The organism is Nonomuraea sp. NPDC048892 (assembly GCF_040649735.1).
Taxonomy (GTDB): domain Bacteria; phylum Actinomycetota; class Actinomycetes; order Streptosporangiales; family Streptosporangiaceae; genus Nonomuraea; species Nonomuraea maheshkhaliensis.
Genome location: NZ_JBEZFZ010000001.1, coordinates 1,015,572 through 1,034,778 on the forward strand (window position 1 = coordinate 1,015,572; position 19,207 = coordinate 1,034,778).

21 protein-coding genes are annotated in these 19,207 nt (G+C 70.6%); 16 read left to right on the plus strand and 5 right to left on the minus strand.

All coding sequences use genetic code 11. The annotated features are described in order from the left end of the window. Positions 1–4: 4 nt before the first annotated feature. Positions 5–370 (plus strand): DUF4267 domain-containing protein, encoded by a 366-nt coding sequence (locus AB0C28_RS04970; RefSeq protein ID WP_357838316.1) that lies wholly within the window; start codon positions 5–7, stop codon positions 368–370. 112 nt (positions 371–482) lie between these two features. Then, the gene (locus AB0C28_RS04975; protein WP_357838314.1) at positions 483–1,556 is read left to right on the plus strand and encodes an NBR1-Ig-like domain-containing protein; all 1,074 of its coding nucleotides are present in this window, start codon (positions 483–485) and stop codon (positions 1,554–1,556) included. Between the two features lie 62 nt (positions 1,557–1,618). Here the strand turns inward: AB0C28_RS04975 and AB0C28_RS04980 are convergent, their stop codons facing one another. From AB0C28_RS04980 to AB0C28_RS04990, 3 genes are all read right to left on the minus strand, one after another. Continuing rightward, positions 1,619–2,566 (minus strand): SpoIID/LytB domain-containing protein, encoded by a 948-nt coding sequence (locus AB0C28_RS04980; RefSeq protein WP_358073110.1) that lies wholly within the window; start codon positions 2,564–2,566, stop codon positions 1,619–1,621. A gap of 97 nt (positions 2,567–2,663) precedes the next feature. After that, positions 2,664–3,563, minus strand: coding sequence for a peptidase inhibitor family I36 protein (locus AB0C28_RS04985; protein ID WP_357838308.1), 900 nt, complete (start codon positions 3,561–3,563; stop codon positions 2,664–2,666). 79 nt (positions 3,564–3,642) lie between these two features. After that, a complete protein-coding gene (locus tag AB0C28_RS04990) occupies positions 3,643–4,485 on the minus strand; it encodes a peptidoglycan-binding protein (RefSeq protein WP_357838306.1) in 843 nt (280 codons plus the stop codon). 191 nt (positions 4,486–4,676) lie between these two features. Here AB0C28_RS04990 and AB0C28_RS04995 point away from each other — a divergent pair, with 191 nt between their 5' ends. The 8 genes from AB0C28_RS04995 (at position 4,677) to AB0C28_RS05030 (ending at position 11,655) form a co-directional block, all read left to right on the plus strand. Continuing rightward, positions 4,677–4,799, plus strand: a complete 123-nt coding sequence (locus tag AB0C28_RS04995; RefSeq protein ID WP_358073111.1) for a hypothetical protein — start codon at positions 4,677–4,679, stop codon at positions 4,797–4,799. 10 nt (positions 4,800–4,809) lie between these two features. After that, complete coding sequence (locus AB0C28_RS05000) at positions 4,810–5,748, plus strand: hypothetical protein (RefSeq protein WP_357838301.1); 939 nt, start codon at positions 4,810–4,812, stop codon at positions 5,746–5,748. A gap of 457 nt (positions 5,749–6,205) precedes the next feature. Further along, positions 6,206–7,840: an ATP-binding protein gene (locus tag AB0C28_RS05005; RefSeq protein WP_357838299.1), complete on the plus strand. Its 1,635-nt coding sequence runs from the start codon at positions 6,206–6,208 to the stop codon at positions 7,838–7,840. A 7-nt stretch (positions 7,841–7,847) separates the two neighbouring features. Continuing rightward, entirely contained in the window at positions 7,848–8,303 is a 456-nt protein-coding gene (locus AB0C28_RS05010) for a roadblock/LC7 domain-containing protein (protein WP_345575691.1), read from the plus strand. Then, positions 8,300–8,650 carry a DUF742 domain-containing protein gene (locus AB0C28_RS05015; RefSeq protein WP_357838296.1) on the plus strand — a complete coding sequence of 117 codons (351 nt, stop codon included), beginning with the start codon at positions 8,300–8,302 and terminating at the stop codon, positions 8,648–8,650. The genes AB0C28_RS05010 and AB0C28_RS05015 overlap by 4 nt, the downstream gene beginning before the upstream one ends. Then, positions 8,631–9,209, plus strand: a complete 579-nt coding sequence (locus AB0C28_RS05020; RefSeq protein ID WP_357838294.1) for an ATP/GTP-binding protein — start codon at positions 8,631–8,633, stop codon at positions 9,207–9,209. Before AB0C28_RS05015 ends, AB0C28_RS05020 begins: the two co-directional genes overlap by 20 nt. Beyond that, complete coding sequence (locus tag AB0C28_RS05025) at positions 9,206–10,531, plus strand: cytochrome P450 (RefSeq protein ID WP_358073112.1); 1,326 nt, start codon at positions 9,206–9,208, stop codon at positions 10,529–10,531. The genes AB0C28_RS05020 and AB0C28_RS05025 overlap by 4 nt, the downstream gene beginning before the upstream one ends. Beyond that, positions 10,435–11,655: a cytochrome P450 gene (locus tag AB0C28_RS05030; protein WP_357838288.1), complete on the plus strand. Its 1,221-nt coding sequence runs from the start codon at positions 10,435–10,437 to the stop codon at positions 11,653–11,655. Before AB0C28_RS05025 ends, AB0C28_RS05030 begins: the two co-directional genes overlap by 97 nt. A 45-nt stretch (positions 11,656–11,700) precedes the next feature. Here AB0C28_RS05030 and AB0C28_RS05035 read toward each other — a convergent pair whose 3' ends face one another. Both AB0C28_RS05035 and AB0C28_RS05040 read right to left on the minus strand, forming a co-directional pair. Further along, positions 11,701–12,954, minus strand: coding sequence for an MFS transporter (locus tag AB0C28_RS05035; protein WP_357838285.1), 1,254 nt, complete (start codon positions 12,952–12,954; stop codon positions 11,701–11,703). 2 nt (positions 12,955–12,956) lie between these two features. Further along, the gene (locus AB0C28_RS05040) at positions 12,957–13,586 is read right to left on the minus strand and encodes a TetR family transcriptional regulator (protein WP_346114262.1); all 630 of its coding nucleotides are present in this window, start codon (positions 13,584–13,586) and stop codon (positions 12,957–12,959) included. A 109-nt stretch (positions 13,587–13,695) separates the two neighbouring features. Between AB0C28_RS05040 and AB0C28_RS05045 the strand changes: the two genes are divergently transcribed. The 6 genes from AB0C28_RS05045 to AB0C28_RS05070 all read left to right on the plus strand — a co-directional run bounded on the left by AB0C28_RS05045 (position 13,696) and on the right by AB0C28_RS05070 (position 19,182). Next, positions 13,696–15,774 (plus strand): alpha-N-acetylglucosaminidase TIM-barrel domain-containing protein, encoded by a 2,079-nt coding sequence (locus tag AB0C28_RS05045; RefSeq protein ID WP_358073113.1) that lies wholly within the window; start codon positions 13,696–13,698, stop codon positions 15,772–15,774. Positions 15,775–15,808: 34 nt separating this feature from the next. Continuing rightward, complete coding sequence (locus tag AB0C28_RS05050) at positions 15,809–16,570, plus strand: metalloregulator ArsR/SmtB family transcription factor (RefSeq protein WP_358073114.1); 762 nt, start codon at positions 15,809–15,811, stop codon at positions 16,568–16,570. Further along, a complete protein-coding gene (locus AB0C28_RS05055; protein ID WP_357838275.1) occupies positions 16,567–16,860 on the plus strand; it encodes a DUF1905 domain-containing protein in 294 nt (97 codons plus the stop codon). The genes AB0C28_RS05050 and AB0C28_RS05055 overlap by 4 nt, the downstream gene beginning before the upstream one ends. Continuing rightward, entirely contained in the window at positions 16,857–17,129 is a 273-nt protein-coding gene (locus tag AB0C28_RS05060) for a VOC family protein (protein ID WP_358073115.1), read from the plus strand. Before AB0C28_RS05055 ends, AB0C28_RS05060 begins: the two co-directional genes overlap by 4 nt. 301 nt (positions 17,130–17,430) lie before the next feature. Next, entirely contained in the window at positions 17,431–17,721 is a 291-nt protein-coding gene (locus tag AB0C28_RS05065) for a sigma factor (protein ID WP_357838270.1), read from the plus strand. A gap of 234 nt (positions 17,722–17,955) precedes the next feature. Further along, a complete protein-coding gene (locus tag AB0C28_RS05070) occupies positions 17,956–19,182 on the plus strand; it encodes a riboflavin synthase (protein ID WP_357838267.1) in 1,227 nt (408 codons plus the stop codon). The last annotated feature ends 25 nt before the right edge of the window (positions 19,183–19,207 follow it).

The window sequence follows — 19,207 nt, forward strand, 5'->3', positions numbered from 1 at the left end:
GTTCATGCTCACCGTCATCGCCTACGGCCTTGCCATCGCGCTCAACCTCATGATCCTTTTCATCGGGTTGCGCTTCCTGTTCACGCCGGTGGCCGCGGCCACCGGCTACGGCGTCCCCGCCGAGACGGATCGCGCCTACCTGTCCATCAAGGGAGTACGTGACAGCACGTACGGTCTGGTCGGCCTGGCGCTGCTGGCCTTCGTCGGCGCCTACGCCGAAGCCTGGTTCATGCTCGTCGTGGCCCTCGCGCCGCTCGGCGACACCTTGATCGTGTTGCGCAACGGCGGCACCAAGGCGGTCGCGTTCGGTGTGCACTTCGCGACCGCCGTGGTCGTCCTGATCAGCGCCGCCCTGCTCTTCGCCGTCTGAACCGTGACACCGCGTAGCCGGACGCGTCCCGTCAGACGTCCTGTCATGCGGATCGCCGGGCATCCAGGCGGTATCGGTTGAGCGGGGCTGCGGGTGCTGTTACCTTCGCACGGTGGGCGACAGGCGTGCACGAGTGGAGGCGATCGAGGGCTTCGCGGCGACTCTCAGGGAGTTGCGCAACGCGGTCGGCAACCCACCTTTTCGGGAAATGTCCGGTAGGTCAGGGGCGATCTCCCACACGACGCTGCACGAGGCCACCAAGGGCAACCGGCTCCCGAGCTGGGAGACCACAGTCGAGTTCGTCAAGGCCTGTGACGCCGACCCGGCCGCGTACCGCGAACGCTGGGAGACCGCGAACCGCACGGTCAGATCCGTGACCATCGGGGATCCCGCGACCAGCGCCGGCACGTCGGTGGCGCCCGGTGAGCTCGCGACCTCCGCCACCGGCGGCGCGAACCTCCGTGCCGCGCACCTCGCCACCGGGGCGCCGGCCGCTTGGCCGGCCGGCGAGACCTCAGCTTTCCCGCCGCCACCACCGTCCGCCCCGTTCGCGGGCGGCGCACAATCCGATGCACCGCCCCCGTCCGGCTTCCCGGGTGACGTGAAGCCGCCGGGGAGCGGGAGGCGGTTCCGGCTGACCCACCCGGCCGTGCTCACGGCGGCGGCGGCCGTCGTCGCAGGAGCGGCCGTCCTCGTCGCGACCGTGATCAACAGCGGCACCGAGCCGGAAGTACGCAGCCCGAGCCCCACCGCCGCCCCGTCGCTCGCCGCGCTGACCCCGGCCGACTGCCCCGTGCACACGACCAACCCGCCCTGGGCCCCGCCGCGGCACAAGGACGACAAGGCGGTGTTCATCACGGACGTCACGTACTCCGACTGCACGCGCGTCGCCGGCGGCCAGACCGTGACCAAGGTGTGGCGGCTCAAGAACGCCGGGTCGGTGCCGTGGCAGGGATATTCGCTGCGCCGCCTCGACCATCCCACCCAGCAGGCCGACCAGTGCCAGACCATTACCGACGTGCCGATCAAGGACACGATGCCGGGCGAGACCGTCGACATCAAGACCGTCGTCACCACGCCCAAGAAACCCGGCCTGTGTTATGTGCGCTTCAAGATGGTGGACGCTTCCGGAAAGGTCGCGTTCCCCGGGAACCGGCCGATCAACTTCCAGCTCATCGTCGACTGAAACGGAAAATCCCCGCCGTGCGGAACACGACGGGGAATTTCAGCGCCGGACGATCTCGGCGATCAGGAACCGATGGCGATTCCCGTGTAGTACTTCCGCAGGATCTGCGCGTAGTTCCAGCCCTCGTTGGCCCTGTCGCGAGAGCCCTTCTGCGACATCCAGTCGCCGTCGACCCAGTTGCCGCAGTCCGTCGTCGTGGCGCAGTACTGGGCCCGGAAGATCTTTCCGTTGCGGGTCAGCCGCATGCCCCAGGTGGCGTCCACCGCGGCGCTGGTCGTCGACTTCGCCGAGCCGGGCTTGTACACCTGGCTCGACGTGTGGTCGTAGACGTCGAAGCACTGGCCGCTCGGAGTCTTGCGGTTGGAGTGCAGCGCCCAGTACCAGCCGAAGTTCTTCACCGCCATCGCCCCGGCCTTGAGCGATTCGGCCGGCCAACTCGCCACCCACTCATTGGGCAGGACGTCCTTGACGTAGCTCTTGAACTCCACCCGTTCCACCCGGTCGAGCGACTTTCGGTAGACGAGAATCGTCGTGGGCAGCCGGGTGTCCGTGCCGTCGGTCTTGCACCCGGTCGGCGACCCCGAGGTCACGAACTGGTGCGAGGCGTTCTGGTTCTTCAGCGCGGCTTTCAGGTTCGCTTTCGCGCCGGGGGCGAAGTCCTGGTACGTGCCGGAGTAGCCGCTGTTGAAGTAGACGCGGACGGTTTTGCCGCTGCGGTTCCAGGCGGAGGCGGCGGCGTTCTTGATGCACTTGCCTTTGCCGTTGCCAGGGCCCTTGTAGTCGTAGCAGGTGGGCTGCTTGGTCTCGTAGTTGGCGACCGACGTGGTGAAGTCGGAGAGCGAGCCCTTGTTGTTGCTGTTGAAGTAGTAGCAGAACTCGCCGCTCTGGCAGACGCCGTCGCGCGCGGCGGCCGAGGCGGGCGCCCCGGCGGCGAGTAACGTCCCGCCGAGCGCCGCCGCGACGCTCGCCGCGCCGAGCCGCGAGATCAGCCGTGCTGTACGTGCAGACACAGGAGTCTTCCTTCTGTCCGGAGGTCCAGGATGGTCAGCGGCAGCGCCGAGACGGCCGGGCCGAGGCAGCGCTGACGCTGGGCCGAGGCGGGCCGTGTCATCGCACGGTGTAGCCCTGGGAGTTCCAGAACGAGGTCGGGTTCGGGTTCTGCAGGTGCGGGTCGCCGACGCTCTTGGCCGCGCGCGTCTGCCGGCCGGGGCGCATCTCGACGTGGGTGTGGGCGGCGCCCTTGCTCGACACGCCGTTCCACGACTCCTTGGCGATGACCTGGCCGCGACGGATCGACTGGCCGACGCGCAGGGAGGAGAGCGGGGCGGAGTGCAGGTAGATGACCGTCTTGTTCAGCGAGGAGCTGTAGACGGCGATCGTGGACAGCCCAGACCGGCCGGTGCTCCCGCGCTGGACGTTGATGAGCTGGCCCGCCGTCAGGGCGTAGACGTTCGCACCGACGCCCCTGGCGATGTCGATGCCCTCGTGCCGGCCGGAGGTGTTCCGGTAGCCGTCGAAGCCGCAGGTGATCGTGCCGGCGGCCGAGTAGAGCGAGAACGACATGTTCTTGCGCGACCCCCCGCCCCCGGACGACGGGCCGATCTGGTGCGAGGCGTTCTGGTTCTTCAGCCCGGCCTTCAGGTTGGCCTTGGCGCCGGGGGCGAAGTCCTGGTAGGCGCCGGAGTAGCCGCTGTTGAAGTAGACGCGGACGGTCTTGCTGCTGCGGTTCCAGGCGGAGGCGGCGGCGTTCTTGATGCACTTGCCCTTGCCGGCGCCGGGGCCCTTGTAGTCGTAGCAGGTGGGCTGCTTGGTGTCGTAGTTGGCGACCGACGTGGTGAAGTCGGACAGCGAGCCCTGGAGGTTGCTGTTGAAGTAGTAACAGAACTCACCGCTCTGACACACGCCGTCGCGCGCGGCCGCCGAAGCCGGCGCCGCGGTGGCGAGCAGCGAGCCGCCGAGCGCCACTGTGGCGGTCGTCGCGGTGAGGATCTTGGTGAGCATGGACATGCTGTTTCTCCTGTCTGCGGAGTTCGTCTTCCGAAGAGTCGGGAAGTTCGTGTGCTGCGGGGCGGCGGAGCCCGGGGTGTCAGCGGCGCCGGCGCTCCTCCCAGGTGCGGATGGTCACCTTCGGGCCGTCGTCGGGCGCCCGGCCGGCCAGGCCGTTCAGGCCGAGGTAGTAGTCGCCGACCTGGTGCTGCGCCTGACCAGAGAGACTGGTGTCGCTGATGGCGACGGCGTGGATGTGCCACGGCCAGTCGTCCTGCTGAGGGTTGCGCACCCACGCCGCGAAGCCGGCCAGGCGCAGCGCGCGGACGGCCGCGGTCCTGGTGGCGGCGCTCATCCCCTTGACCGAGATGTCCACGACGCCCCCGCCGTCGTGGGTGCCGGCCGATGTGGGATCGCCGCCCGGGTTGTACGACCCCTGATCCAGCTTGAAACCGCGCCCGAACAGCCGCTTCGCCTCGGCCAGCATGTCCCGGGTACGGGTGTTGACCACGAAGCCGCCGAACGGCACCCGGGGCCCGGGATCGAGGACGGCGGTGACCTTGAAGCGGCCGGCCCCCAGCTTGGCGAGCGACATCTTGCCCGGCAGCCCGTTGGCGTCCAGACCGGTGAGGCCCAGAGACTTCTGGTACTTGGCGTAGGCGGCCACCGTCGTGGTGCCGAAGTAGCCGTCGACCCACTTCGCGTCCAGGAGTTTCCGGTCGCGCAGCGCCTGCTCGACGAGGAGCACGCCGGCCTTGGCGCCAGGGGTGAGCGTGTTGTCGGGCCGCCGCGGGTCGATCTGGGCCGCCTTGACGGTGGCCTCCATGTTGACGCGCGGAAGGGCCCGGGACTCCGCCTGCGCCGCCGACGCCCCGAACGCGCCACTCAGCGAGGCGAGCAGGACGCTCGGCATGAGGGCGGCGGCGTATGCGGGCAACTTCATCATCACTCCTGGTGCGAAAGGCTGAGGCGGTGCCGGTGTGGCGGAGTCCACGTTGGCGGGTCGCCTCACGTGTCCGCCAGGAGATCGGTGTTGTCAGCCTGTTCGACGATCTCCGCTTACCGGCATAAGCGCAGGTAGCGGGCAAATCTCCAGCGGACGTGACACCCGGATGCGCGACCGGTCTGACGCTCATGTGCACGACGGATCTGACGCCCGCGGGCCTGGCGGGCCGGGCGGGCGTGGGCCTGGCGGGCCGGGCGGGCGTGGCCGTCCTGGCCGTCCTGGACGTCCTGGCGGTCCGGCGGCAGGGCTAGGATGCCGCGCATGCAGCGCCCCCTCGCCCTCGTGTCGGCCGTCGGCCTGCTCGTCGTCGTCTGGCTCGGCCTCATCGGTGGCATCGCGCTCGTCTGGCAGGGCGCGGCCCCCTTCGAGCTCTTCGCGGGCTCGTTCTGGAGCTTGGTGTGGTTCTTCTGGATCGCCCGGATCTGGCTGGGCGGTCCGATGGCGATCGGGCTGATGCGCAAGGCGCTCTTCGGGCTCGGCCCGATCCTGATCTTCGCCACCGGGCTGGCCGTCGGGATCGGCGGCGGTGAGGTGTACCCGTCGCAGCTGGTCGCCTTCGCGGTCGCGGTGTGCGGGATCTTCGCCGGGGTGCTGCTCATGCGCGGTGAGGTCCAGCGGTGGAGCCTGGCCACGGTCGCGGTACGGGTGGTCCGGCAGCCGCCCGACGGGACCGCCTTCGACCTGCGGTCCGCCGCGCTCCGACAGGGCAGGGGCAAGTTCGGCTGCCTGATGATCGTGGTCACTCTGCTCATGCTGTTCGTGGTCGGCGCCATCGGCGCGACGCTGCCGGCGGACCGGGGAACGGACGCCCCGGACTATATCGCCTTCATGGTAGGCGTGGTGCTGGTGATTCTGGGGGGAATTGCCGGATACGTCTGGATTAATGTCCGGGCCGGGGCCATGGGCGTGCTGACCGTCACCGGCCGGCAGCTCAACGAGCATCCGTGGTCCAGGCTCCGTTCGGTGGCGCTGTCGTACAAGGGCGAAGCCAAGGTCGTGAACGGGGTGCGCCGGCACCGGTCGGCCCGGCTCGATCTGTCCCTCTACGACGAGCCGGACCCGCGCCGGCTCCGGTTGCCCGACGACGCCGCCCTGCACGGCTCGATCGCGGCGGCGCTGGCGGCGCACAGCCCCGAGGGCGTCTTCCTCGGCTGGGTTTCGCGAACTGGATCTACGACATCCGGTCAGGTATCCAGTTGACGCCCTGCGGCCCCCTCCGGGAGAGGACGCGCAGGTCGTGAGCGGGCGGCGGACACGGGGCCGAGCGCCGCACCTGTCCGCTGAGGTGCTGTGAACGGAGTGACGGAACTACACACAGTTGACTAACGCGACTTAAGCGGAATACTGGTCACCCGATTGGGCCGTCGTTCTAGTGAGACGAGGATTCCCATGTCGTCGTTCGGCCTCGCGATGCCTCAGGCAGAGCCATATCTGGCACAGCCGTATCAGGCGGAGCCACGCCAGGCGGAGCCGTATCAGGCGACGCCGCACCGGGCGGAGCCGCACCAGGCTGCCGGCGACGCCGACGACGCGGAGAGGCACGCGCCAGACCGGCGCGGCCCCGACCGGCCACCGGACGGGACCGGCACCCACCGCTAGCGCAGCCTTTCGCGGCGGTCGACAGATCCCGCAGACTCCCCCCGACCCCAGGACTTTCATGCCGCCAGACTCCTTCAGCGTCCCGACGGTGATCGGCATCGCCGTCCTCGTGCTCGCCCTCGCGGGCGTCCTGATTCTCTACCTGCGCGTACGCGGCCAGCTCGCCCAGGCCCGCGGTCAGCTCGCGCAGAACCGTCAGGTGCAGGATCACCTGACCCGAGAGTCCAGTGCCTGGAGCCAGCGCCTGCTTCAGGCGGAGCGCAAGGTCCAGGAGAACGCGGACCAGGTGCGTGACGCCCGCGCCCAGCACGACCTCCTACGCGCCGAGACCGACCATCTGATCAACAAGCGCATCCCCGCCCTGCTGTCCCACCTGCGCGCCCCGCACGTGATCGTGCCCGGCATGCAGAACCAGGCCCTCGCCGGCACGGACGTCGACCGGCAGCACCGCGCCGTCCTCGACGCGCTCACCCGCGGCATCCGCGAGGAGGCCGAGCGCATCGACGAGAGCGCCCAGGCCGTCATCAGAGGCGCCATGTCCCGCGTGCAGAGCCAGGCCCTGCGTGCCCAGGACCTGCTCGCCGGCGTCCAGCAGCGTTACAGCGGCGACGAGCACACGGCGCTGCTGCGCGAAGTGCTCGGCCTCGACATGTTCAACGAACTGATCATCCGCCGGATGCAGGTCACCGGCATCGCCTGCGGCGCCACCCCGGGCCTGTCGCGTGACGACACCTACCTGGTGGACCTGGTGGTGGGCGCCGTCTCGCGGGTGGAGAACTTCGAGCTGCGCATCGACGGCCCGGCCAACCACCTGCGCCGCCGGATCGGCGTCGCCGCCCGTGCCGCGGAGTCGATCCTGTTCATCACCGCCGAGCTGCTGGCCAACGCGGTGCACCACTCGCACGGCACGCTCAAGGTGACCATCGCCGTGCACGAGACCAACAACGGCGCCGCCATCGTCATCGACGACGCCGGTGTCGGCCTCAACGAGGACCAGTACGCCCGCGCGAGCCGCCTGCTCAGCGGCAACCACCCGGTCCGCCTGGTGGACCTGGGCAACCCGCCCCGCACCGGCTGGGCGGCGATCGGCCGCCAGGTCGCGCACTACGGCATGCAGGTCACGGTCAAGAAGAGCGCCTTCGGTGGCGTGCAGGCCGTGCTGAACATCCCCTCCGCGCTGCTGGTGGAGATGCCGGAGGACAGCCGGCCCTCGGTGCTGGCGCCCGAGCCGGTGCGCGCGGTCGCCCCGGCCGCCGCCACGGCCATCCGCAGGGATCCCATCCCCGCCTCCATGGCCCCCCGGCCGGAGCCCGTGTCCGTTCCCACCGCCCGGCGGGAGCCGGCGCCGGCCCCCCGGCCCGAGCCGGTGGCCCCCGCCGTCCGGCCCGAGCCGGTCGCCTCGGCCTCCCGCCCCGAGCCGGCCGCCTCCTCCGTGCGGCCCCAGCCCGTCACGGCGCCCCAGCAGTGGACGGCCGAGGACTTGGCGCCGCTGCCGCAGCGCCGCCGCCAGCAGCCGCGTGACGCCGGCCCGCCGCCGGCCGGCGGGGGCAGCGGTTCCGGCGGTACGGGCGGCAGGTTGCTCACCACCCCGGAAGAGGCCCAGAAACGATGGGGTGACTTCCAGGTCGGAGCCGAAGCGGGCCGCCGCGAAGCGCTCCCCACCGAGCAGCACGACGCAACCGAAGGGAAATGACCGTTCCATGGACGCTCACAGCGCTTCCGGCCGGGTCCAGGCCAAGGGTCGCCCGTTGCCCCTCGACGTGTCCTGGGTCCTTTCACCCCTGCTCGCGCTGCCCGGTGTCGCCAGCGGCGTGGTGCTGAGCCGGGACGGGCTGATCCTCGGCGGCTCGGCCAACGTGACCACCGAGAGCGGCGAGCGGGCCGCCGCCATGACCAGCTCCGTGCTCGGGGCCGCGCGCGCCCTGTGCGCGGGCCTCAGCAACGGGGCCGACGACGAGGTGGTGGACATCGTCATCTCCGCCGGCAACGGCTACTACTACGTCGCCCCGGCCGGCGACCGCGCCGCCATCGTGGTCGCCGCCACCGGCGGCGTCAACATCGGCACGCTGGCGTACGAGGTGCAGCTCCAGGTGCAGAAACTGATCAAGGCTCTTGACGAGGCCAGTGCGGCCAGGACGCCAGGCGTCCGGGCATGACCTCCGGACGACAACGGCGGCGGGTCGTCCCGGACTACATGGCCGCCGCGCGACTGACCGTTCCCGAGAACATCCACGTCGAGCGTACGACGCTGGTCTACATCGCGCCCGACGCCACCACCAACGGGCTCGACCCACCGGGGTCCCATCTGCTGACCCTGCTGGGGGACGGGCCCCTGTCGGTGTACGAGTGCGCCGCGCACCTGGGCCTGCCGTACTGCGTGGTGCGGTTGCTGGTCGCCGGGCTGGTCGGAAGCGGAACGCTGCTGACCCGCGATCCGCCCGCCACCGACCTGCCCGACATTGAGATCTTGGAGTTGGTGCTCAGTGGCCTCCGCGCTCTCTGAAAGCCGTATCAGTACCGAACACATACCGGTCAAGCTGGTCATCGCCGGGCCGTTCGGCGTGGGCAAGACGACCCTGGTGGACGCTCTCTCGGAGATCAAGCCCCTCAACACCGAGGAGGTGCTCACCCAGGCGGGCACGCTGGTGGACGACCTCACCGGCGTGAACGAGAAGACGACCACGACCACCGCGATCGACTTCGGCCGCCTCACCATGCCCGGCGTGGTGCTGTACCTGTTCGGCGCGCCGGGGCAGACCCGGTTCCAGGTGCTCTGGAACGAGCTGGTCCGCGGCGCGCTCGGGGTCCTGGTGCTGGCCGACACCCGCAGGATCGACGACAGCTTCGCCGTCCTGGACCTGGTGGAGAGCGCCGGCCTGCGTTACGCGGTGGCGGTCAACCACTTCCCCGACTCGCCCGACTACCCGCCGGACGCCCTGCGCCAGGCGCTGGACCTCCAGCCGAGCACGCCGCTGGTGGTGTGCGACGCCCGCGACCCCGTCTCCGCCCGTGCCTCGCTGATCGCGCTGGTGGAGCACATCAAAGAGCTGGTGCTGTCATGACGATGCGCTACATGCCCGACGCCGGTCGCCTCTACGGGCCGGAGTACGCCAAGGACCCCCAGGCCGTCTACGCCGAGCTGCGCCGGCGGCACGGCGCGGTCGCGCCCGTGGAGATCGCCCCCGGCATGGAGGCGCATCTGGTGATCGGCTACCAGGCCGCGCTCGACGTGCTCACCAACGTCGGCGGCGTCTGGATCAAGAACGGCACCGCCTGGCAGGCCCGCGTCCCCGACACCCCCGAGGCCGCAGGACCCGTCGCCATGCTCGGCTACCGGCCGAACGCGCTGATGTCCGACGGGGCCGAGCACGCCCGGTTCCGCAAGGTGATCTCCGACTGCTTCGACCTGGTCCAGCCGCACAAGCTGCGCCAGATGGTGATCGAGGTGTCGGACTCGCTGATCAGCCAGTTCGCCGCGAGAGGCGAGGCGGACCTGGTCTCGGAGTTCTCCCAGCCGATCCCGGCCCGCATCTTCAACTCGCTCTTCGGCCGGCCGGACTCCGACAGCGCCGGCCTGATCAAGGCCATGGCGGACCTGATGGAGGCCGACGGCGAGCGGGGCAAGCAGGGCAGCGACGCGTTCAGCCGCTACATCGGCGAGCTGGTCCAGTCCAAGCACGCCCAGCGGGGCGACGACCTGACCTCCTGGTTCATCGACCATCCGGCCGCGCTCCAGCCCAACGAGCTGGCCGAGACCCTCGTGCTGGTGATGGCCGCCGCGTACGAGCCCACGGCCAACCTGATCTCCAACACGATCTCCCGGATGGTCAGCGACGACCGTTACTACAGCTCGCTGACCAACGGCGCGCTCGGCACGTACGACGCCCTGATGGAGGCCCTGCGCGCCGAGCCCGCCATGTCGAACTACGGGCCCTATTTCGTCCGGCAGCCCGTGCACTTCCACGGCACCTGGATCCAGCCGGCCGAGCTGGTCCTCGTCTCCTACGCCGCGGCCAACACCGAGCCCACCAACGTGCCCGAGGAGCTGCGTTCCGACGGTGGCGCGTACCTGGGCTTCGGCGCCGGGGCGCACCGCTGCCCGGCCAGCGACCCGGCCATGATCATCGCGATGACCGCGATCGAACGCCTGACCTCTCACCTGTGTGACCTGGAACTGACCGTGCCGCGCGAGGAGCTCTCGTGGCGGCCGGGCCCGTTCCACCGCGCGCTGGCGCATCTGCCGGTGCGTTTCACTCCCATTCGACCTGACCAGCCAGGAGAATCCCCTTGGGCAGTTCAGCCCCAGTCGTCCTCGACCCCTTCGGCACCGACCTCCCAGGGGAGGTCCGGCGACTACGCGACCTCGGCCCCCTGGTCCTCGTAGAGCTCGCCGGAGGCATCCCCGCCTGGGCGGTCACCCGGCACGACCTGCTCAAGCAGCTCATCCTCGATCCACGGGTGAGCAAGGACAAGCGGCACTGGGGCAAGCTGGACCAGGCGCTCGTCACGCCGGGCTGGTCCTGGATCCTCACCTGGATCGGCGTGTCCAACATGTTGAGCGCGTACGGCGACGAGCACCGCCGGCTGCGCAAGCTGATCGCACCCAGCTTCACCGCGCGTCGCAGCAAGGCCATGCAGCCGATCGTCGAGCAGATCGTCGCCGAGCTGCTGGACACGATGGCCGCGCAGCCGCCCGGTCAGCCCGTCGACCTGCGCTCCTTCTACGCCCACCCGCTGCCGATGCGGGTGATCTGCGAGCTGTTCGGCGTTCCCGCGCACATGCGGGAGGAGATGGCCCAGGTCATGGAGGCCATCATGGACACCACCGCCACCCCTGAGCAGGCGCAGGCCACGGCCGCGAAGATCGCCACGGTGCTGCCCGCGCTGGTCGCCTACAAGCGCGAGCACCAGGGCGACGACCTGACCACCGAGCTGATCAACGTCCGTGACAGCGGCGACTCGCTCAGCGAGACCGAGCTGTGCGACACCCTGCTGCTGCTGATCGCGGCCGGGCACGAGACCACGGTCAACCTGATCGGCAACGCCGTGCACGCCCTGCTCACCCATCCCGACCACCTCCGGCGGGTGCTGGCTGGGGAGATCACCTGGGACGCGGTGATCGAGGAGACGCTGCGCTGGGCGCCGTCGATCGCCAACCTGCCGCTGCGCTTCGCCATCGAGCCGATCGAGATCGGCGGCGTCACGATCGAGGCGGGCGACGCGATCATCACCAGCTACATGGCGGCCGGGCACGACCCCGACCAGCACGGCGAGGACGCCGACCGGTTCGACCCGACCAGGGACACCGCCGAGCACCTGGCCTTCGGCATCGGCGTGCACCGCTGCATCGGGGCTCCGCTCGCCCGCCAGGAGGCGTTGACCGCCCTTCCTGCCCTGTTCGCCCGGTTCCCTGACCTGCGGCTGGCCGTGGATGAGGGCGAGGTGCCGCACGTGCCGTCGTTCATCGCGCACGGGTGGGGCAGCCTGCCGCTCACGCTGCACCCCTGACACACGAAGGCGGGCGTCTCCGTGCAGGAGACGCCCGCGTTCGCGTTACCGTACGCTGCGTACTCTCATGATCATGAGTGCTCCGACGAGCGAGAGCAGGCCGCCGGTCACGAACAGGGCCGGATAACCGCCGAGGTGGGCGACGACCAGCGAGCCGCCGAACGGGGCCACGACCTGGGGCGCGTTCAACGCGATGTGGAAGACGCCGAGGTCGCGCCCGCTGTCCTCAGCGGCGGGCAGCACCAGCGTGACCAGCGCCTGGTCCACGGAGAGATAGGCGCCGAAGCCCACCCCGCCGATGACGGCGCCGGCCAGCTGCACGGTCCAGGTCGGTGAGACCAGCGGCAGCGCCACCGACACGGTGACCAGCAGCGAGGAGATGAGCACGAACAACTTGTGCCGCCGCAGCTTGTCCGCCAGCGGGCCCGCTACGATCGTCCCGAGGACGAGGCTCACCGTCTGGACCGTCACCTGCAACGTCAGCGCGTTCTTCGGGTCCAGCCCGGCAGGCAGGTGGATGTAGTCCTGGAGGATGTAGAGGTTGAACGAGGAGACGGCGAAGTAGCCGAGGAACATCACCGCCCGCGAGCTGAACGCCCACGCGTAGTCCCGCGAGCGCAGACTGGCCAGCGCCGACCCGAACTGCGCGCGCAGCGGCACGCGTTCATGAGACTCCTCGCCGGTCAGCCGCTCCCGGCTGAACAGCGCGAGCAGCGCCGACGTCGCCAGGAACGCCACGCCGAGCAGCGTGTACGCGAGCAGCGCCGAAGAGACGGTGGCGCCGACCGCCGTGCCCGCCAGCGAGCCCACCGGCACGCCCAGGCCGCCCACGGTGGAGGCCAGCCCGCGCCGGTCCTTCGGCACCTGGTCGGCCACCACGGCGATGAGGATGTTCAGCCCGATGTTGACCGTGCCCTGCACCAGGAACCAGCCGATCAGCAGGCCGGCGACGGTCGACATCCAGCCGAGCAGGACGAGGGAGGCGAGGGTGGCGACGCCGCCGTACAGGATCCAGGGGGAGCGGCGGCCCCACCGGCCGCGGGTGCGGTCGGACATGGCGCCCACGATCGGCGGCACGCACACCGACGCGATGGCGCTGACGCCGGTCACCAGCCCGAACGCCGAGAGTTTGCCCACCGGGTCGGCCGCCTCGACCTGGGTGGGCAGCAGGACTTGCAGTGCGGCGCCGACGGCCGCGTAGCCGGCGACGTTGAACAGGAACATCGCGCCCAAGAGCGCGCCGAGACGGCCGGTGCGGGCACCTGCGTCCCGGCCGTCTCGGCCGGAGGTGATGGTCATGCCTACTCCATGAGAGGGGGAAGGTCCAGCCCGAGGTCCAGTCGCTGCAGGGCTTCGTCGACGAGGCGCGCGCAGGAGTCGGGGTCGGCGTCGGGGGACCCGGCCCACTCCTGGAACGCGATGCGCAGGGCGGCGAAGGCCGTCGAGGCCAGCAGCCGGGCATGGAAACAGTGACCCGCGCTCGATCGTTCGGCCAGGTGGTGGGCGAGCAGTTCTTCGCGTACGGCGAAGCGCCGCATGTTCTCGCCCATGAGCGCGGGATTGTCGGCCAGCAGGAGCTGGACGCGCTGCATCCTGGGCAGCTCGTGCCGGCGCCAGTGGGGATCGGCGAGGAGGGCCTGAAATACCGCGCGCAGGGCGGTGACCGGCGACTCGCCGCGCGGGCGGCCGTCGATCGCGGCGAGCAGGTCCTCCATGACCTGGTCCTCGTGGGCGAGGACGACGTCCTCCTTCGAGGTGAAATAGCGGTTGAAGGTCCGCCGCGCCACCTGCACCTCGTCGGCGATCTGCTGAACTGTCGTGCCGTCGAAGCCTTGCCGTTCGAACAGGGTCAGCGCGGCCTCGATGAGGGCGCGGCGGGTGCCGGCCTTCTTGCGCTCTCGTAGTCCCGTAGACGTCTCGCCGCTGGTCATGGGCATACGGTAGAGCAAAAGTGTCTCATTGGGACAGTAGGCTCAGCGGGAAATTTCCGGGTGCGCTATAAAGTGTCCCATTGAGACACTTCGACCCCTGGAGTCAGCGATGAGCACGCCCGATTGGATCCCCGCGGCCCAGGAGTCGCTGCGCAGACTCGCCGGCCCGCTCGCCGACGCCTTCGACGTCCGCGCGCTTCCCGGAACGGACGATCGCTTCGAGATCCGTGCGGAGGGCGGCAGGACGGTGCTCGCCGGCACCGGCCCGGTCGCCGTGACCAGCGCGTTCGCACACTACCTGCGGCACGTGGCCCGCGGCCAGGTCGGCCGCTGGGGAGACAATCTCCCGTCCACCGCACCACCGCCGGCGACGACCCTTACGGCGACGTCGCCGTACCGCTATCGGGTCGCCTACAACCTCACCGTCGCCGGGTACACGACGCCGTTCTACGACTGGGACCAGTGGCAGCGCGAGCTCGACCTGCTCGCCGCCTCCGGTGTCAACGCCGCCCACCTCACGCTCGGGCAGGAGGCGGTGTGGCTGGAGGCGTTCGGCGAGTTCGGTTACACCGAGGACGAGCTGCTGGCCTGGATCGTGCCGCCGTCGCACCAGCCGTGGCAGTGGCTGAACAACATCCACAGCTTCGGCGGCGGCACCACCCGCGGGCTGATCGAACGCCGCGCCGAGCTGGCCCTGCGAGTGCTGGCGCGCATGCGCGAACTCGGCATCAGACCCATTCTGCCCGGCTTCTCCGGCACCGTCCCCGGCGGGTTCGCCGACCGCAACCCCGGCGCCACCGTCGTCCCGCAGGGCCTGTGGTTCATGGACGTGGCAGGACCGGCCCGGCCCGACTGGCTCGACACCTCCACCCCCCACTACGCGCGGGTCGCCGAGGCCTTCTACCGCCGCCAGCGCGAACGCTTCGGCCAGAGCGGCACCTGGGCGGTCGACCTGCTGCACGAGGGCGGCCGGATCGGCGACGCCACGCTTGCGGGCGCCGCCTCGGGTGTCGAACGGGCGATGCGCGCGGCCGACCCCGACTACCTGTGGGTGGTGCAGGCGTGGGCGGGCAACCCGCGCGAGGAGCTGTTCGAGGCCTGCGACCGGGACCGCATGCTCGTGCTCGACCTGACCGGCGACACCTGGCGCGGCCAGGGCGGGTTCTGGGGCGCGCCGTGGGGCTTCGGCATCCTGCCCAACTACGGCGGCCGCCAGGGCCTGTACGGCTCCCTGCCCGACATCGCCGGCGCCCCCGGCGAACTGGCCGGCCCGCTGGCCTCGGGAGAGCTCGTCGCCCTGACCAACATGGCCGAGGGCGTCCAGACCAACCCGGTGGTCTGGGATCTGTTCGCCGACCTCACCTGGACCCGTGAGCCCGTCGACCTGGACGCCTGGCTGGCGGACTGGGTCCACGCCCGCTACGGCGCCGCCGACCCGGACGCGCTGGCCGCCTGGCGGCTGCTGCGTACGTCGGCGTACGCGACCTGGGGCGGGATCATGCCCATGGAGGAGGAGTTCGGGGATTTCGACGAGAAGCTGAGCGACTTCAAGGTCTACGCCTCCACCGACAGCGTCTTCGCCGCCACCCCCTCCCACACCGCCGACCAGGCCTCCGCCGTCGGCCCGCACCGGCTCCACTACGACCCGGCCCAGGTGGAGGCCGCCTGGCGGCTGCTGCTGGCGGCGGCGCCGCGGCTGCGCGACCGCGACACGTACCGGCACGACCTGGTGGACGTCACCCGCCAGGTCCTCGACGACCGCGGCCGCGCCCTCGTGCCCGACCTCGCCTCGGCGGACGCCCAGCAGCGATTCCTGCGCCTGATCGACCTCCAGGACCGGCTGCTCGCCACCCGCCCTGAGCACCTCCTCGGCCGCTGGCTGCGCGACGCCCACCGCTGGGGTGCCGACGAGGAGGAGAGCCGTCAGTTGGAACGCGCGGCCAAGCGGCTCGTCACGGTGTGGGGCGGCCCGGACGCCGCCATCCTCACCGAGTACGCCAACCGCAACTGGGCGGGCCTGATGGGCGACTATTACCGGACCCGCTGGCAGACCTTCTTCGACCAGGGCTCCATCGACTGGAACGCCCACGGCCAGCAGTGGGCCGACCAGCCCACCGAGTATCCGACCGAACCCCAGGGCGACCCGATCGAGATCGCCTCCGAGCTCCTTCAGGGCTCGCAGGGCTAGACATGAAACCAAATGGTTTCCTATAGTGGTGCGCGTGGAACTGGTCTTCAAGGCGCTGGCGGACCCGACCCGCCGCGAACTGCTCGACGAGCTGTTCGAGCGGGACGGGCAGTCGCTCAACGCGCTGGCCGGCCGGTTCGCGATGACGAGGGTCGCCGTGGCCAAGCACCTCCGCCTGCTTGAGGAGGCCGGCCTGGTGGTGTCGGACCGGCGGGGCAGGGAGAAACTGCACTTCCTGAACGCCGTGCCGATCCGCCTCGTTCATGACCGATGGGTGAGCAAGTACACCTCGACCTGGGCCGCCGGCCTCGTCGACCTCAAACGAGAACTGGAGGCACGCGTGGAGAAGGTGTTCGAGATCTTCATCCGCACCACGCCGCAGCGGCTGTGGCAGACGATCACGGATCCCGAGACGCGGGCGCGGTTCCAGTTCGGCGCACGCGTGGACTCGGACTGGACCGCCGGGTCCGCCTACCGGGTCACGCACGAGGGCGCCGGCGGGTTGATCGAGGGCGAGAACCTCGAGGTCGACCCGCCGTGGCGGCTCGTGCAGAGCTACCACGCGATCTGGGACGACGACATCGCCGCCCAGGGCACCAGCCGGGTGACCTGGGAGATCGAGCAGGTCGGTGACAGCTGCCGGCTCGTCGTCCGGCACGACCAGCTCACCGCCGACGCCGACGAGCACCTCTACGGCGGCTGGCCGATGATCATGTCTGGGCTCAAGACCTGGCTGGAGACCGGCACCGAACTCACCACACCCGGCTCACTCATGTACGGAGGCGACCACTCATGACCGCACCGGCAAGCACCGAACTGGACAAGACGTTCACCGCCACCCTGCGCAAAAGCCCGGCCAAGGGCGGCTGGACCTATGTCGTGATGCCCGGCTCGGCCGACTTCTTCGGCACCCGCGGCCTGGTGAAGGTCCGGGGACGCGTCGACGGCGAGCCGTTCCAGGGCTCGTTCATGGCGCTGGGCGACGGCACGCACAAGCTCGCGTTCACCGCCGGCACCCGCGCCCGCATCGGCAAGCAGGCCGGCGACACCGTCACCGTCACCCTCGACGAGCGGATCGCGCGATGAGCGCGCCGGCGAAGCTCGTCACCGGCATCAGAACCGTCAGCGTGCCTGTCACCGACCAGGACCAGGCGCTGCGCTTCTACACCGGCACACTCGGCTTCACCGTACTGCGCGACGCCCCGATCCCGACCGGGCGATGGATCGAACTCGCCCCCGGCACCGACGACGTCATCGTCACCCTGGACCACGCCACCACGGACGTCACCAGGGGCCCGATCATGATCCGCTTCACCAGCACGTCACGCACGATCGTCAGCGGCGCCCGGCCGTAGGCCGGCTTCCACTCGAAGGTCCCGCCGCCGCCGTCCACGATCTCGGCCCGGCGGGAGAGTACACGGAACGCGGGGGTGAGGGTTCCGTCCCGTAGCCCGGCGCCCATGGCCCAGGCGTGCTCGGCGTTCCTGCCGTGTTGGCCCGATCATGCCCGGTGCCACGGCGGAAGCAGTCGTGAAAAATCCGGCTTTGGCGCGAAATGATGGTCCGACTCCTTACATAGGCACAGATGTCGATAAGCCAAAGCCATGAAGGAGGCCGCCATGGGGATGCCGGGGCAACCGGACGCGGGACCGGCCCGTGGGTAGCGAGCCGGACCGGTTCGAGGCCGTCTACCGGGCGACGTACGGCCTGATCACGGCGTACGCGGCCCGCCGCTGTCACTCGCCGCAGGACGCGGCGGACGTCGTGGCGGAGACCTTCGCCATCGCCTGGCGGCGGATGGGCGAGGTGCCGGAGGGAGAGCAGGCCACCCTGTGGTTGTACGGCGTGGCGCGCAAGGTGCTGGCCAACCACTATCGGGTCGAGGTGCGCCGCCTCACCAGGAACCCCGTCTACGGCGGTCCACGCGACGACGTGATCAAGGGGTAGAACGCGTGGGAGCAGCCGGACTGCTGTTCCCATCGGAGATCGCGCCGGTTATCGTTGACAGCGGTGCAATTCCAGGTGCGGCGGTGACAGCCCCCGGTTTCTCCCCAGGGAGGAACGATCCGGTGCGATTCCGGAGCCACGCGGTGATACCCCGCCCCCTCTCGGACCCCATGACGGTCCCTGACGCCACCGGCCGCGACGGACGCGGCCGACGCCGGCACGAAGGGAATGGGCATGTTCACCGGACGAATCCACGAGATCGGCGTGATCGAGTACGCCGACGCGAGCGGCCTCGGCATCCGGGCGGCCAAGTCCGCGGGGCGGCTGGTCCCCGGCGGCTCGCTCAACGTCGCCGGGGTCTGCGTGACCGCGGAGAGCGTGGAGCACGACCTGATCCGTACCTCGATCAGCGCCGAGACCCGGCGCCGGACCACGTTCGACGAGCCCCCGGAGCCCGGCCGGCCAGTGAACCTGGAGACGCCGCTGATCGTCGGCGACCCGCTCGACGGGCATCTGGTGCAGGGCCACGTCGACGGCGTCGGCAAGGTCGTGCGCGTGGACGACGAGCCCGGCAGCGGGCGGCGGCTGTGGATCCGCCCGCCGGACCGGTTCCTGAGCAGGATCGCGGCCAAGGGGTCGGTCGCGGTCGAGGGCGTGAGCCTGACGGTGGCCGAGATCGTCAAGGACCGGTTCTCGGTGGCGCTGATCCCGGCCACGCTGGCCGGGACGACCCTGGCCGGGCTGGCCGAGGGCGACCGGGTCAACCTCGAATCCGACCTGGTGAGCCGCCTGGCCGAGGCCGGGCCCGCCTCCGCCGGCGCGAACGTCGCCCGCGCGGTCGCGGCGCTCGGCTGGGCCGGGCACCTCTCGGGCCGGGTCGGGGTGGAGAAGGCGGTGCGGCAGATCGCCGCCGGCGGCGCGGTCATGGTGTGGGACCCCGATCGCGAGGTCGAGGGCGACGTCATCTTCGCCGGCGAGAACCTGCGCCCGGCCGCCTTCACGTTCCTGCTGACCGAGGTGTGCGGCTACCCGTGCGTCCCGTGCGCGCCCGAGGTCCTGGACCGGCTGGAGATCCTGGCGCCGTCCGGCGAGGGGGATCACCACGGGACGGCCTTCCGCACGCCGGTGGATCTGGCCGCCGGCACCGGCACGGGGGTCAGCGCCGCGGAACGTGCGGCGACCGTACGGCGGCTCGCCCATCCCGAGGCCAGGCCGGCCGACTTCGTCGGGCCCGGCCATGTCGTCCCGGTCGCCGCCAGGCCGGGTCTGTTGAGCGAACGCGGCGGGCACACGGAGGCGACGGTCGCCCTGTGCCTGGCCGCCGGCCTGCCGCCGGTGGGGGTGTGCTGCGAGGTGATGCGCCGCGACGGCGTCATGGCCGGCGCGGCCGATCTGGAGGCGTCCGCCCTGCGTTGGGGCCTTCCGCTGGTCGACATCGACGCCCTCCGCACCTGGCTGTGAGAGAACGCTCTCTGTGAGGTGACGC